The sequence below is a fragment of the Streptomyces sp. R-07 genome, from assembly GCF_049913175.1.
Classification (GTDB): domain Bacteria; phylum Actinomycetota; class Actinomycetes; order Streptomycetales; family Streptomycetaceae; genus Streptomyces.
Map to the genome: position 1 here is coordinate 4946944 of NZ_CP183978.1, position 13499 is coordinate 4960442.

12 protein-coding genes are annotated in these 13499 nt (G+C 73.0%); 9 read left to right on the forward strand and 3 right to left on the reverse strand.

What is annotated here, in order from left to right:
• Window positions 1–58 precede the first annotated feature (58 nt).
• Together ACN9M0_RS22755 and ACN9M0_RS22760 are read left to right on the forward strand one after the other, a co-directional pair.
• On the forward strand, window positions 59–724 hold the full coding sequence (locus tag ACN9M0_RS22755) for an RNA polymerase sigma factor (protein WP_366040862.1): 666 nt from the start codon (window positions 59–61) through the stop codon (window positions 722–724).
• Entirely contained in the window at window positions 724–1893 is a 1170-nt protein-coding gene (locus ACN9M0_RS22760; RefSeq protein WP_426404109.1) for a hypothetical protein, read from the forward strand. The genes ACN9M0_RS22755 and ACN9M0_RS22760 overlap by 1 nt, the downstream gene beginning before the upstream one ends.
• Window positions 1894–2046: 153 nt before the next feature.
• On the opposite strand, the gene ACN9M0_RS22765 is transcribed toward ACN9M0_RS22760, so the two are convergent.
• Complete coding sequence (locus ACN9M0_RS22765; RefSeq protein ID WP_366040864.1) at window positions 2047–2910, reverse strand: L,D-transpeptidase family protein; 864 nt, start codon at window positions 2908–2910, stop codon at window positions 2047–2049.
• Between the two features lie 187 nt (window positions 2911–3097).
• Between ACN9M0_RS22765 and ACN9M0_RS22770 the strand changes: the two genes are divergently transcribed.
• Genes ACN9M0_RS22770 through ACN9M0_RS22780 form a run of 3 tightly spaced genes read left to right on the forward strand, consistent with a single transcriptional unit; the run spans window position 3098 to window position 6269 of the window.
• Entirely contained in the window at window positions 3098–4678 is a 1581-nt protein-coding gene (locus tag ACN9M0_RS22770; RefSeq protein ID WP_399695900.1) for a methylmalonyl-CoA mutase, read from the forward strand.
• 60 nt (window positions 4679–4738) lie between these two features.
• Window positions 4739–5395 carry a leucine efflux protein LeuE gene (leuE, locus tag ACN9M0_RS22775; protein WP_426404110.1) on the forward strand — a complete coding sequence of 219 codons (657 nt, stop codon included), beginning with the start codon at window positions 4739–4741 and terminating at the stop codon, window positions 5393–5395.
• Window positions 5396–5447: 52 nt separating this feature from the next.
• Window positions 5448–6269, forward strand: a complete 822-nt coding sequence (locus ACN9M0_RS22780) for a MerR family transcriptional regulator (protein ID WP_366040867.1) — start codon at window positions 5448–5450, stop codon at window positions 6267–6269.
• A 74-nt stretch (window positions 6270–6343) separates the two neighbouring features.
• On the opposite strand, the gene ACN9M0_RS22785 is transcribed toward ACN9M0_RS22780, so the two are convergent.
• Both ACN9M0_RS22785 and ACN9M0_RS22790 read right to left on the reverse strand, forming a co-directional pair.
• Entirely contained in the window at window positions 6344–7660 is a 1317-nt protein-coding gene (locus ACN9M0_RS22785) for a polysialyltransferase family glycosyltransferase (RefSeq protein WP_366040868.1), read from the reverse strand.
• A complete protein-coding gene (locus tag ACN9M0_RS22790) occupies window positions 7657–8676 on the reverse strand; it encodes a glycosyltransferase family 2 protein (RefSeq protein WP_426404111.1) in 1020 nt (339 codons plus the stop codon). The genes ACN9M0_RS22785 and ACN9M0_RS22790 overlap by 4 nt, the downstream gene beginning before the upstream one ends.
• 219 nt (window positions 8677–8895) lie before the next feature.
• On the opposite strand from ACN9M0_RS22790, the gene ACN9M0_RS22795 reads away from it, so the two are divergent.
• Genes ACN9M0_RS22795 through ACN9M0_RS22810 form a run of 4 tightly spaced genes read left to right on the forward strand, consistent with a single transcriptional unit; the run spans window position 8896 to window position 13440 of the window.
• Window positions 8896–10185 (forward strand): DUF6716 putative glycosyltransferase, encoded by a 1290-nt coding sequence (locus ACN9M0_RS22795; RefSeq protein ID WP_366040870.1) that lies wholly within the window; start codon window positions 8896–8898, stop codon window positions 10183–10185.
• On the forward strand, window positions 10185–11420 hold the full coding sequence (locus tag ACN9M0_RS22800) for a cytidylyltransferase domain-containing protein (RefSeq protein ID WP_426404112.1): 1236 nt from the start codon (window positions 10185–10187) through the stop codon (window positions 11418–11420). The genes ACN9M0_RS22795 and ACN9M0_RS22800 overlap by 1 nt, the downstream gene beginning before the upstream one ends.
• Before the next feature lie 8 nt (window positions 11421–11428).
• On the forward strand, window positions 11429–12322 hold the full coding sequence (locus ACN9M0_RS22805) for an N-acetylneuraminate synthase family protein (protein WP_366040872.1): 894 nt from the start codon (window positions 11429–11431) through the stop codon (window positions 12320–12322).
• Entirely contained in the window at window positions 12319–13440 is a 1122-nt protein-coding gene (locus ACN9M0_RS22810) for a hypothetical protein (protein ID WP_366040873.1), read from the forward strand. Before ACN9M0_RS22805 ends, ACN9M0_RS22810 begins: the two co-directional genes overlap by 4 nt.
• Window positions 13441–13499: the final 59 nt, after the last annotated feature.

The following is a 13499-nucleotide window of genomic DNA, read 5'->3' on the forward strand; positions in this document are numbered from 1 at the left end:
TGACCAGCCGCGATCACGCGAAGGCGCGGCCACGTCACCGACGAACAGGGTTTGGGGAGTGCTGGGGGACGACGCGGAGCTGACCGCCGCGGTGCTCGCTGCGCAGGACGGGGACGAAGACGCCTTCCGTACTGTGTACCGCGCCGTGCAACCCCGGCTGCTCGGCTACATACGCACACTGGTCGGCGACGCGGACGCCGAGGACGTCGCCTCCGAGGCCTGGCTCCAGATAGCCCGTGACCTCGACCGCTTCGACGGCGACGCGGACCGCTTCCGGGGCTGGGCGGCACGGATCGCCCGCAACCGCGCCCTCGACCACATCCGGATGCGCGGCCGGCGCCCCGCCACGGGCGCCGACGAGACCGAACTCGCCGACAAGCCCGCCGACTCGGACACGGCAGGCGAGGCCCTGGAGGCCCTCGCCACGGGCGACACCATGCACCTGATCGCCCAGCTCCCGCAGGACCAGGCCGAGGCCGTCGTCCTGCGCGTCGTCGTCGGCCTCGACGCCAAGAGCGCCGCCGACACCCTGGGGAAACGCCCCGGCGCCGTGCGCACCGCCGCGCACCGGGGTCTCAAGAAGCTCGCCGAACTCCTCGGAGCGGACGGCGCGGGAACCGTCGTCCCCCTGGACGGCGTCCCTCCGCAACGCGGCCGGACACCGGGGTCCGTGGCCCCCGGCGGTGTGACGCAATCACGTCCGCGTACGCAGAAGGACATGTGATGGCCGACGAGCGGTACCAGTGGCTCGATCAGGAGGCCGCGGAGCGGCTGCTCCGCGGTGAGCCGGTCGAGGCCTTCGACGACCGTGTGCGCGCCCAGGCCGAGCGGCTCGCCGAGGCGCTCGGCACGGCCCGTACCCCCGCCGTCCCGTCGGCCGCGCACACCGAACTGCCGGGAGAGGCCGCGGCACTCGCCGCCTTCCGCAAGGCCACCGCCGAGCGCGCCGCGGCTGCCGCCGCCTCCGCCGTGTCCGCACCCGCCGCGTCCGTCGGCCGCACCGCCGTCGGCGACCTCGGCCGGGTCCGGCTCGCGCCCGTGACCGCCCCCGCGCGTCGCTGGGGACGTTCCGTTCGGTACGGACTCGCCGCCGCGGTCGCCGCCGTCACGGTCGGCGGCGTCGCCGTCGCCGCCGGCACGGGTGTGCTGCCGCTGGTCGGCCCGTCGCCCGCCAGCTCCGTCACGGCGGCCGAGACGACGGACCCCCGCGTCTCCGAGGAGCCCGGAATACGCCAGGACCCCGAGACGCCGCCGACGGAACCGGGCGCGGGCGACCCCACGCCCGGCTCGTCCCCCTCGGCCGACTCCGGGTCCCACGCCCCGACCCCCCGCGTCCCGGACGGGCGCGGCACGGTCACTTCGGGTCCCGGCACCCCGACACCTGGCAGGACGGCCGGAGGCAAGGTCGGCACGGACGGCACCGGTTCGGCGGACGCCCGGGAGAAGGCCCTCAGGGCCTGCCGGGACTACCGGACGGGCAAGCTCGACGCCGCCGGCCGGCAGCAGCTCACGAACACCCTGCGCAACGGCGAGACCCTGCGCCGCTACTGCGACCGGATCCTCTCCGGCGACACCGCCGGCACGCCCGCGGACGACGGCCAGGCCGAGTCCGGCGGCGGCGGCAAGGGCGACGGCAAGGACGACTCCGAAGACACCTCCGACGCGGACCGCAAGGGCGGCTCGAAGGGCGGGTCCGACGGCGGCGCGAAGGACGGCTCCGACAACGGCTCCGACGGCGGGTCCGCGAACGGCGGCGGGAACGGCGACAAGCGCGGCGCCGACACCGGGAACCAGGCCGGAAGCGGCCTTCCGGACGCCCGGCCCCAGCTCGCAGTCACCGCCGCACTGCCCGTCACCGTCACCGCCGAGGCACGCCTCCCGCTCGCGGTGTAACACTTCTGGACCCGCCGACGCAGTACGTAATGCCGACTGGTCATCGGCCGCGCAGAGAGCCGGGGTTCCCCCCGTACCTACGGCTCCGCGCACCCGGCGCGGGTGGGACACGTTCCCCCGGTCCCACCCGCGCCCCTTCCTCTCCTGTCGCCCCTACCAGTGGACGACGACCTTGTCGCCGACCTTCACCTGGTCGAAGAGGGCCGAGAGCTTGACCCGGTCCCGGACGTTGACGCAGCCGTGCGAGGCCCCGGCGTAGCCGCGGGCCGCGAAGTCCGCCGAGTAGTGCACGGCCTGGCCGCGGCTGAAGAACATCGCGTACGGCATGGGCGTGTGGTAGATCGTCGACGTCCAGTCCTTCGCCTTCCACTCGACCTTGAAGAGGCCCTCACGGGTCGGCGTGTTCTCCGAGCCGAAGCGGACGTCCATCGACGAGACGACCTTGCCGTCGATCATCCAGGCGAGGGTCCGGCTCTCCTTGCTGATGCACAGCACCCGGCCGGTCATGCACCTCGGGTCCGGGGTGTCCAGCTTGTTCGTCGTCGACGGCTTCAGCTCGTCGGCGGTCGGCTTCCGGGTCACGGCGAGCAGCTGCCGCCAGGTCGTCTCGTCGACGGAACCCGTCTCCGGCAGCCCCCGGCGCGCCTGGAACTTCCTGACCGCGCCCGCCGTCATCGTCCCGTAGAAACCGGTGGGTGCACGGTCGAAGAAGTCGAGCTGACGCAGCCGCGCCTGGAGCTCGCGCACCTGCTCGTTCTCGTCCCCGTCGCCCATCAGGGGCTTCGGCGCGGGCTTCCCGGTGGGGGAGGAGGCCGAGGGGGACGGCGGCTTGTCGTCCGTGGCCGGCGGGGCGGAGGAGGGCGTGGCGCCGGGGGCGGTGGTCCCGGGCGCGGCCGAGGACGGCGCGGACGGCGTGCCCGGACCCGTACCCGACGCGTCGGGCGTACAGCCTGCGGCGAGCGCCACCGCCGCCGCTGCCAGCACCACTCTGCGTATGACCGACGTGGACCGCTTCATCGTTGCTCCCCCGAGGTGTGTCGTGTGTACGTAGGGATGCTTCCCAGGCGCGTGCGGTTGCGCACCCGTGGCGCGAACCGCGCATCCTTGTGAGGAAGGTCCCAGCGCGCCGCCCTCCGCCCCGCCGCTACAGTCCGTCGCGAGGGTCGCTGCCGCTGAGTCACAGGTCTACCGGGAGGCACAACGCATGGCGCGCGAGTCGGAGTCGGGGCTGCCCATCGAGCCGGTCTACGGACCGGACGCCCTGGACGGATGGGATCCCGCGGAGAAGCTGGGCGAGCCGGGCTCGTACCCCTTCACGCGCGGCGTGTACCCCTCGATGTACACCGGGCGGCCCTGGACCATGCGGCAGTACGCCGGCTTCGGCACCGCCGTCGAGTCCAACGCCCGCTACAAGCAGCTCATCGCCAACGGCACCATGGGCCTGTCGGTCGCCTTCGACCTGCCGACCCAGATGGGCCACGACTCCGACGCCCCCATCGCGCACGGCGAGGTCGGCAAGGTCGGCGTCGCCATCGACTCGATCGACGACATGCGCGTCCTGTTCGACGGGATCCCGCTGGACAAGGTCTCCACGTCGATGACGATCAACGCGCCCGGCGCCCTCCTGCTGCTCCTCTACCAGCTCGTCGGCGAGGAGCAGGGCGTCCCGGCGGACAGGCTGACCGGCACGATCCAGAACGACGTCCTCAAGGAGTACATCGCCCGCGGCACGTACATCTTCCCGCCGAAGCCCTCGCTGCGGCTGATCGCGGACATCTTCAAGTACTGCCGGACCGAGATCCCCAAGTGGAACACCATCTCGATCTCCGGCTACCACATGGCCGAGGCCGGCGCCTCGCCCGCGCAGGAGATCGCCTTCACCCTCGCCGACGGCATCGAGTACGTCCGCACCGCCGTCGCCGCCGGCATGGACGTCGACGACTTCGCGCCCCGCCTCTCCTTCTTCTTCGTGGCCCGCACGACGATCCTGGAGGAGGTCGCCAAGTTCCGGGCGGCCCGCCGGATCTGGGCGCGGGTGATGAAGGAGGAGTTCGGCGCGAAGAACCCGAAGTCGCTGATGCTCCGCTTCCACACCCAGACCGCCGGCGTGCAGCTCACCGCCCAGCAGCCCGAGGTCAACCTGGTGCGCGTCGCCGTCCAGGGCCTCGCGGCCGTCCTCGGCGGCACGCAGTCGCTGCACACCAACTCCTTCGACGAGGCCATCGCCCTGCCGACGGACAAGTCCGCCCGCCTCGCCCTGCGCACCCAGCAGGTCCTGGCGTACGAGACGGACGTCACCGCCACCGTCGACCCCTTCGCCGGCTCGTACGTCGTCGAGAAGATGACCGACGACGTCGAGGCCGCCGCCCTGGAGCTGATGGGCCGGGTCGAGGAGATGGGCGGCGCGGTCAGCGCGATCGAGCGCGGCTTCCAGAAGAACGAGATCGAGCGCTCCGCCTACCGGATCGCGCAGGAGACCGACAGCGGCGAGCGGGTCGTCGTCGGCGTCAACCGCTACACCGTCGACGTCGAGGAGCCCTACGAGCCGCTCCGCGTCGACCCGGCCATCGAGGCCCAGCAGGCCGAGCGCCTGGCCAGGCTGCGGTCCGAGCGCGACCGGTCGGCCGTGGAGGCGGCGCTCGCCGAGCTGAAGAAGGCCGCCGAGGGCACGGACAACGTCCTGTACCCGATGAAGGACGCCCTCAAGGCGCGGGCCACGGTCGGCGAGGTCTGCAACGCGCTCCGGGAGGTCTGGGGCACCTACGTCCCGACCGACGCGTTCTGACCCATTCCACCCGTTGAAACTTAAAGCGGAGTGTCGTACCGGTGTGCGACACTCCGCTTCATGCTGGGTGTCACCGATCTTCCGACCTATCTCGCCGGGCTCGTCCTCATCATCCTCCTCCCGGGGCCGAACTCGCTGTACGTGCTGTCCGTCGCCGCCCGCAAGGGCGCCCGGACCGGCTACAAGGCCGCAGCCGGGGTGTTCACCGGCGACGCGGTCCTGATGACGCTGGCCGCGCTCGGCGCCGCCTCGCTGCTCCAGACCACCCCGCTGCTCTTCATGATCGTGAAGTACGCGGGCGCGGGCTATCTGACCTGGATGGCGATCGGCATGCTGCGGGCCGCCCTCGCCATGTGGCGCACCCGGCACGAGGCCGCCGCCGAGGCCGACGCCGAGCCCGACGCCGGGTCGTCCGAGCGCCCCTACCGCCGGGCGCTGATCATCAGCCTCTTCAACCCGAAGGCGATCCTCTTCCTGATCTCCTTCTTCGTGCAGTTCGTCGACCCCGGATACGCCTACCCGGCGCTCTCCTTCCTGGTCCTCGGCACCCTGCTCCAGCTCGGCAGCTTCCTCTACCTGACGACCCTGATATTCGGCGGCACCCGGCTCGCCGAGGCCTTCCGCCGCCGCAAGCGCCTCTCGGCCGGAGCGACCTCCGCCGCCGGCGCCCTCTTCCTCGGCTTCGCGGCGAAGCTCTCGCTCAGCAGCGCCGCCTGACCCGGAAGGGCTTGACCCTCACACCGTGTGAGGCCGTTCCGTAGGGGGCGTCATGTTCACCATCGGAGACTTCGCCCGACACGGGCGGGTGTCGGTCCGGATGCTGCGCCACTACGACGCCATCGGACTGCTGCGCCCGGCCCACGTCGACCCGCACAGCGGCTACCGCTTCTACTCGGCGGACCAGCTCGCCCTGCTCAACCGCGTCATCGCGCTCAAGGACCTCGGCTTCACCCTCGAACAGGTGGGGGCGATCCTCCGGGACGAGATCGGCGCGGAGGAGCTGCGCGGGATGCTGCGCCTGCGCCGGGCCGAGCTGGAAGCGGCCCTGGAGGCGGCGCGGGCACGGCTCGCCCAGGTCGGCGCGCGGCTCCGAGCCATCGAGAGCGAGGGACACATGTCCACGCAGGACGTCGTCGTCAAGAAGGTTCCCGCCGTCCGGGTCGCCGAGCTGAGCGCGGTCGCCGCGAGCTTCGGCCCCGAGGACATCACCCCGGTCATCGGGCCGCTGTACGAGGAGCTGTGCGGCCGCCTGGAGGCCGCGGGCGTCACCGGCTTCGGCCCGGGCATCGCGTACTACACGGACGCGGGCGAGGGGGACGGCTCCGTCCTCGTGCACGCCGCCATGACCGTCCCCGAGGGCACGGCCGCGGAGGGCGTCCAGGTGCTCGTCCTGCCCGGCATCGAAGAGGCGGCGACCGTCGTCCACCGCGGGGCGATGGACGAGATCCTGCCGACCGCGCAGACCCTCGCCACCTGGATCGACACCAACGGCTACGCCTCCGCCGGGTACGCCCGTGAGCTGTACCTGGAATGCCCGGAGGACAAGGCGCGGTGGGTGACCGAGCTCCAGGAGCCGATCGTCCGCGCCTGATCGCACGGCGCTGCGGGCCCGGGACCCCCGCACGGGTTCCCGGGCCCGCCCTTTCGGTGGGTCCTTCCGGGGCCTTACCTCTTCAGCGCCTTGCGCAGCCGCAGCGCGCGGCGCGCGAGCCGGCGGACCTTCGGGTGGCGGGGGATCGGCAGGCCGCCGGGCAGGTTCAGGACCGTGAGGCGGCGCCGGGTGAAGTGGTGCCGGGTGCGCTCGGCGAGCGGGCCCGACAGGTGCCGCACCGCCGCCTCCCGCAGCTCCGGGCGTATCTTCGGCTGCATCGCGAAGCCGACCGCCGCGACCAGGTCGTTCAGCTCCTCCGTACCGACCCCGGTGCCGCCGCCCTCCGCCTCCAGGGGCGGGACGACCGCGTCGACGACCGTGAGCGGGATCCGGTTGCTGTTCTGGAACGGGGTGAGCCGTTCCAGGAGGGGGCGCGTGCCGACCCGGGCGACCGGCAGCCCGTAGAAGGTCGCCGCCGTGAGCAGCGCCGTCGAGAAGCAGCCGACGACGAGCGCGGGCCGCAGCTCGCGGTAGAGCACCTCGGCGAGCACCGGCCGGTCCTCGACGGTCAGTACGGCTCCGAGCTCCTCGGCCGCCTCCGCAAGGGTTCGGGTCCAGGCGTCCGGGGCCGTCGGGTGCGGCTTGAAGACGAGCCGCCGGTGGCCGCGGGCGATCGCGCCCCGGACCATCCGCAGGTGCAGCTCCTCCTCCTCGGAGGCCGTCAGCAGGTTCAGCGCGGCCAGGTACTGGCCGAGGAGCAGCGCGGGCCCTTCCCCGGAGGCCTCCGCGCCCGGCCCCGACAGCTCCTCGACGACCTTCGTGAAGGCCTCCGTCGGCACCGGCTCCGGCACCGCCCCGAACTCGGCGAGCAGCAGCGGCGCGAGCCCCGGGACGAGGTCCAGGTGGAGCAGCCGGCCCACGCGCCCGCCGATGAGCGGGTCGATCTTGTTACGGGTCGGCCCGTAGCTCATCAGACCGTCCGCGTACACCGTGATCGGCGCGTCGGGGAGCAGCTGGGCGATGGCGAGCGCGGGTGTCACCTGGAGGGATTCCAGGGCGAGTTCGACGTGGTCGTCGCCGAGGTTCCACAGCGTGCGCAGATGGCGCTGGAGGAGCGGCAGGTCGCTCGGGCGCGGGGTCCAGCCGGCCGGGTGGAGCGGGGAGATCGTCTCGTTCCAGGACAGGACGGAGTCGAAGCGGCCGCGCAGCCGCTCGAAGCCCTCGGCCTCGTCCAGGGCGGGGGTCGTCTCCGGCACGGCCGCGTTGTTGGTGACCAGGAGGATCCGCCGGTCGGCGGCGGCGAAGCTGCCGCTGTCGAGGGCGGCGGCGAGCGTCACGGCGCCGTAGAGGGTGGAGGCGCAGAAGATCTGGGTGGTCCGGCGGGCGCTCACGCGGCCACCTCCGGGGAGTTCGCGCCGGCCTCGCGCGCGGGGGCGGTCGGCGGGGGTGCGGGGCGGCGCCTGCGCAGCCGGCGGAGCATCGTCGCGCGGTCCCCGCCCATCGAGGTCAGGGCCTCGTCGAGGACGTCCTGAGGCATCCGCCGCAGCGCGCCCGCGCTCATCGCCTTCAGCCGGCGCGCCACCTCGGGTTCGAACCGTTCGATCGAACCGACGTGATGGGAAATCACCGCGCAATACGTACGGACCGCCTTCGGGAGAAGAAGATCCGCGTCCGCGTCCTTCGCCGTTTCCTCGATCACCTGGTCGAACGCGCGGATGAAATCCAATTGCCGGACATCACCGATCTGAGTGAGCGAGGTCGCCACTCCGCGCCGGTAGAACACACCGAGTTCCCCGATCGCGGCGAACGATTCCGCCTCGCGGTGGAGTTTCCAGATCCACGGCCGGTCCTCGGCCGTCCGCAGCCCGTGCGGGAAGTGCAGCAGACCCCGGTCCAGGAGCCGCCGGTGGTAGATCCCGGCCCAGGCGTACGGGTAGTCGACCGAGGTCGTCCGGTGCGCCGGCAGGATCGCGTCCCGCGGGCGCAGCACCTCGCCGCGGCGGGGGACCGGCACCCGGCGCACCGCGCGGTTCCGGCCGGTGACCGAGACGTGGTCGGTGCGCAGGAAGTCGCAGCGCAGCGACTCGGCGGCGTCGACGAGCCGGCCGTAGTAGCCGGGGGCGAGCCAGTCGTCCCCGTCGAGGAAGGCGATGTACGCGCCGCGGGCGGCGTCCAGGCCGGTGTTCCGGGCCGTGGCGAGGCCCTCGTTCTGCTCGTGCCTGATCAGGACGGCACCCGGGATCTCGCGCGCGGCCCGTTCGAGGAGCTCCGGAGTCCCGTCCGACGAGCAGTCGTCGACCAGCAGGAACTCGAAGTCCTCTCGGGCGTTGGCCCGCAGGCTCGTGAGGGTGTCGGGGGCGTATGTCTGCACGTTGAAGAACGGCACGACGACGGAGAGCTTGACCACGCGGCCGACGCTAGGCGCCGCCCCGGCATTCCCACCGACCGCCGGGCAGCTTTTCGGTGAACACCAAGCGGCGGGCCGATTAACCGCCTTTCCCTGCAGGGGAAATCCGCCTCTCCGCGTCCGGACGGCGACCCACTTCAACGGGCGGAGAGGCTCTGTTCACCGTTTGTTGTGGCTCAGTTGGGCCGGAAAGCGGAATGCCCTTCTAGCGTCCTCGACGTGCAAGGAAGTAACAGTGAAGCGGTACGGGTCGCCGTACTCGCCGACTCCGACACCCGGTGGAAATGGGGCGCCCTCACGGCGCGCCGCATCACCACGGCGACCGCCGAACCCACCGGGTTCGTCCTGCGCGGACGGGCCACGCCCACCGCGCGCCAGCTCGCCGAGACCGGGGTGTCCCGGGCCACCCCGCGCGAGGTGACGGGCGCGGAGTTCCTGCGTGCGGTACGGGACGCGGAGGCGCGCGGCGAGGGATACGACGTCCTCGTGCTCGCCCTGGTCGGCGGCACCGTCCGGGCCGTCCTCCAGGGGCTGGCCGACCTCGGCCTGGAGCGCCGCCCGGTGATCGTCACCGGCTATGTCGGCGTCGTCTACGAGAAGCTGACCGACGGCCTCCTGCTGCGCCACGGCGCCGACGTGGTCCTCGCCAACTCCCGCCACGACGCCGAGCGTTTCCGTGCCGTCTACGAAGGCGTGGGCGCCGGCGCCGACTCGGTCGTCGAGGCCGCGCTGCCCTTCCTCGGCGGCGCCCCGCACGCCCCCCGGGACGGCCGCGACGCCCTGGTCTTCGCCGCCCAGCCCTCCGTGCCCGCCACCCGCGCCGAACGGGCCTACGTCCTGGAGCGGCTGATCGGGCACGCCCGCCTCCACCCGGGCCGCGAGGTGCTCCTCAAGCTCCGCTCCAAGCCGGGCGAACACACCACGCACCTGGAGGAGTTCCCGTTCCAGAAGCTGGTCCGGGAGCTCGACCCGCCGGCCAACTTCCGGCTCGTGTACGGGCACATGGGCGAGGTCCTCGACCGCACCGACCTCCTCGTCACCGTCTCCTCCACGGCCGCCCTCGAAGCGCTCCACCGCCGGATCCCCACCGCGATCCTCACCGACCTCGGGGTCCGCGAGGCGCTCGGCAACCACCACTTCGTCGGCTCCGGCCTGCTGACCTCCTTCGACCGGCTCGACAAGGGGCACGTGCCGGTGCCCGACGAGACCTGGCTCGCCCGGCAGGGCGTCGCCTCCGACGGCTCGTACGGGGAGGCCTTCGACGCCGCGCGCGACCGGGTCGCCGAACTCCTCGCGCTCGCCGCGCTGCCCCCGATCACCCCCTACTACACGGCGGAGTCGGCCCCCGGCTACCTGCCGGGGATCCTCGCCCGCCACCGCCTGGACGTCACCGCGCCCGAGCCCCGCGAGAGCGGGCTGCGCCGGGTCGTCCGGGAGGCCGCGCGGGGCGCGTACCGCCACGGCGTGCAGCGCGTCGCACCCGTCATCCGCCGCCTGGGAGAACTCTGATGAGCGCCACCGCCACGCCGCCCGCGAGCCCGGCCCCGAAGCCCGGCACCCCGACCGTGCTCGCCGTCATCCCCGCCCGGGGCGGCTCCAAGGGCGTGCCCGCCAAGAACCTCGCCCCGGTGGCCGGGGTCCCCCTGGTCGCCCGCGCCGTCCACGCCTGCCTCGGCGCCCGCACCGTCACCCACGTCGTGGTCTCCACCGACGACGCCGCCATCGCGGCGGCGGCCCGCACCGCCGGCGCCGAGGCCGTCCACCGCCCCGCAGAGATCGCGGGCGACACGGCCACCAGCGAGGCCGCGGTGCTGCACGCGATGGACGCCTTCGAGGCCACCCACGGCCGCCCGGCCGACGTGGTCCTCCTCGTCCAGTGCACGAGCCCCTTCCTCACCCCCGCCGAGGTCGCCGAGACCGCCGAGCGGATCACCTCGGGCGCCGCCGACACCGCCTTCACGGCCGCCCCGTCGCACGGCTTCCTCTGGCGCGAGACCCCCGAAGGGGCCACCGGCGTCAACCACGACAAGGCGCACCGCCCGCGCCGCCAGGACCGGGAGCCCGAGTACCTGGAGACCGGCGCCGTCTACGCGATGGACGCGGCCGGCTTCCGTACCCACGGGCACCGCTTCTTCGGCCGTACCGCGCTCGTCGTCACCGATCCCGCCCGGGTCCTGGAGATCGACGACCCGCACGACCTCGCCCGCGCCAAGGCCCTCGCGCCGCTCCTCGACGAGCCCGTCACGCCCGGCTTCGCCGACGTCGACGCCGTCGTCCTCGACTTCGACGGCACCCAGACCGACGACCGGGTCCATCTCGACGCCGAGGGCCGCGAGTTCGTCTCCGCGCACCGCGGCGACGGCCTCGGCATCGCGGCCCTGCGCCGCGCCGGCCTGCCCGTCCTCATCCTCTCCACCGAGCAGAACGCCGTGGTCGCCGCCCGCGCCCGCAAGCTCAAGATCCCCGTCCTGCACGGCATCGACCGCAAGGACCGCGCCCTCAAGGAGTGGTGCGAGGCCGAGGGCATCGACCCGCAGCGCGTCCTCTACGCCGGCAACGACGTCAACGACCTGCCCTGCTTCCACCTCGTCGGCTGGCCCGTCGCGGTGAGCAGCGCCCACGACTCCGTACGGGCCGCCGCCCGCGCGGTCACCGTCACCCCGGGCGGCTCCGGAGCGATCCGCGAGATCGCCGCCTGGCTCCTCGGACCCGAGCTCGACACCCCCAACTCGCCCAACTCGTAAGGAACACCATGAACACCCGTCTGCGCACCTTCGGCACCAAGACCGCCGGCCCGGGTCAGCCCGTCTACGTCTGCGGCGAGATCGGCATCAACCACAACGGCGACCTCGACAACGCCTTCAAGCTGATCGACGTGGCCGCCGAGGCCGGCTGCGACGCCGTCAAGTTCCAGAAGCGCACCCCCGAGATCTGCACCCCGCGCGACCAGTGGGACATCGAGCGCGACACCCCCTGGGGCCGGATGACGTACATCGACTACCGCCACCGCGTGGAGTTCGGCGAGGACGAGTACCGCCAGATCGACGAGTACTGCAAGGAGAAGGGGATCGACTGGTTCGCCTCCCCGTGGGACACCGAGGCCGTCGCCTTCCTGGAGAAGTTCGACGTCCCCGCCCACAAGGTCGCCTCCGCCTCCCTCACCGACGACGAGCTGCTCCGCGAGCTGCGCGCCACCGGCCGCACCGTCATCCTCTCCACCGGCATGTCGACGCCGAAGCAGATCCGCCACGCCGTCGAGGTCCTCGGCTCGGACAACATCCTGCTCTGCCACGCCACCTCGACCTACCCGGCCAAGGCCGAGGAGCTCAACCTCCGCGTCATCCAGACGCTCCAGGAGGAGTACCCGAACGTCCCGATCGGCTACTCCGGCCACGAGACCGGCCTCCAGACCACGCTGGCCGCCGTCGCCCTCGGCGCCGCCTTCGTCGAGCGCCACATCACCCTCGACCGCGCCATGTGGGGCTCCGACCAGGCCGCCTCCGTCGAGCCGCAGGGCCTCCAGCGCCTCGTCCGCGACATCCGCACCATCGAGACCGCCCTCGGCGACGGCGTCAAGAAGGTGTACGAGTCGGAGCTCGGCCCGATGAAGAAGCTCCGCCGGGTCCAGGGCACCGTCGCCGCATGACCGGGCAGCTGGCGTTCGTCGAGAGCCCGGTCCAGCTCCTCAACGTCCTGGAATGGGCGCACACCCGGGGCTCGTCCCCGGACGCGCCCTCCGCCGGGGCCCCCGCGGCCCCGGCACCCGTCCCCGCGGACGCCACCTCACCCCTCACGGTCGTCGTCCTCTCGCCGACCGACCCCATGTCGCGGGGCCAGCTGCGCCGGATGGCCCAGCTGGCCCGCGACGAGGGCCTCACCGTCCGCTGGCAGGAGGCCCGCGGCGGCAGCGGCGCCCTCGTCCGCACCCTGCGGCAGCTCGCCCGGCCGCTGCGCTCGGCGGAGCGGGTGATCATCGGGGACCCGTTCTCCCGGTACGTCCAGCTCCTCCTGACCCTCTTCGCCCCCCGGCACCTGACGGTGGTCGACGACGGCACCGCGACCATGGAGTTCGCCGCCCAGCTCGGCCGCGGCGAGCGCCTGGTGCGCTGGCACCGCAAGGGCAGCCTGGGCCCGCGCGAGCTGGTGCTCGCCCCGGTGACGACCCTCGCCCGGCGGCGGCTCGCCCCCGCCCGGGGCCGTACGGTCGAGATCTTCACCTCGCTGCCCGTGGAGGCCCCGCCGGGCGTCACGGTCACCGAGAACGCGTACGCCTGGACCCGGGACCGCTTCGGCCCGCCCCTGCTCACCGGCGGCGCGGACCTGGTCGGCACCTCGCTGGTCGAGACGGGAGTCGTCGACTCCGACCACTACGCGCGCGTGGTGAGCGAGCTCGCCCGCGCCCACGGCGCCACCCGCTACTTCGCGCACCGCAGGGAGTCCGCCGAGAAGCTGCACCGGATCGCGGTCGAGACGGGCCTTCAGGTCGTCCGGCCCGATCTGCCCCTGGAGCTGATCGCCCGGCGCGGCCCCATCGGACGTACGGTCGTCAGCTTCCCGTCCACGGTCGTGCACACCCTGCCGCTGGCCCTCGCCGGCACGGGCGTGAAGGTCGCCGTCATCGAGATAGCGCCCGAGTGGCTGCGGGCGACCGCCTCACCGCGCGCCCAGGGCTTCCTGTCCGGGGTGGCGGGCACCGCGGCCCACGAGGTCGACCGGCTCACCACCCGGGTGACGAACGCCACCGACCGGCTCGAATTCGGCTGAGCGTACCCACCAGGAGTGAGGTTCATGCCTGCGAAACTGAGATTCTTTCCCCTAAGGGG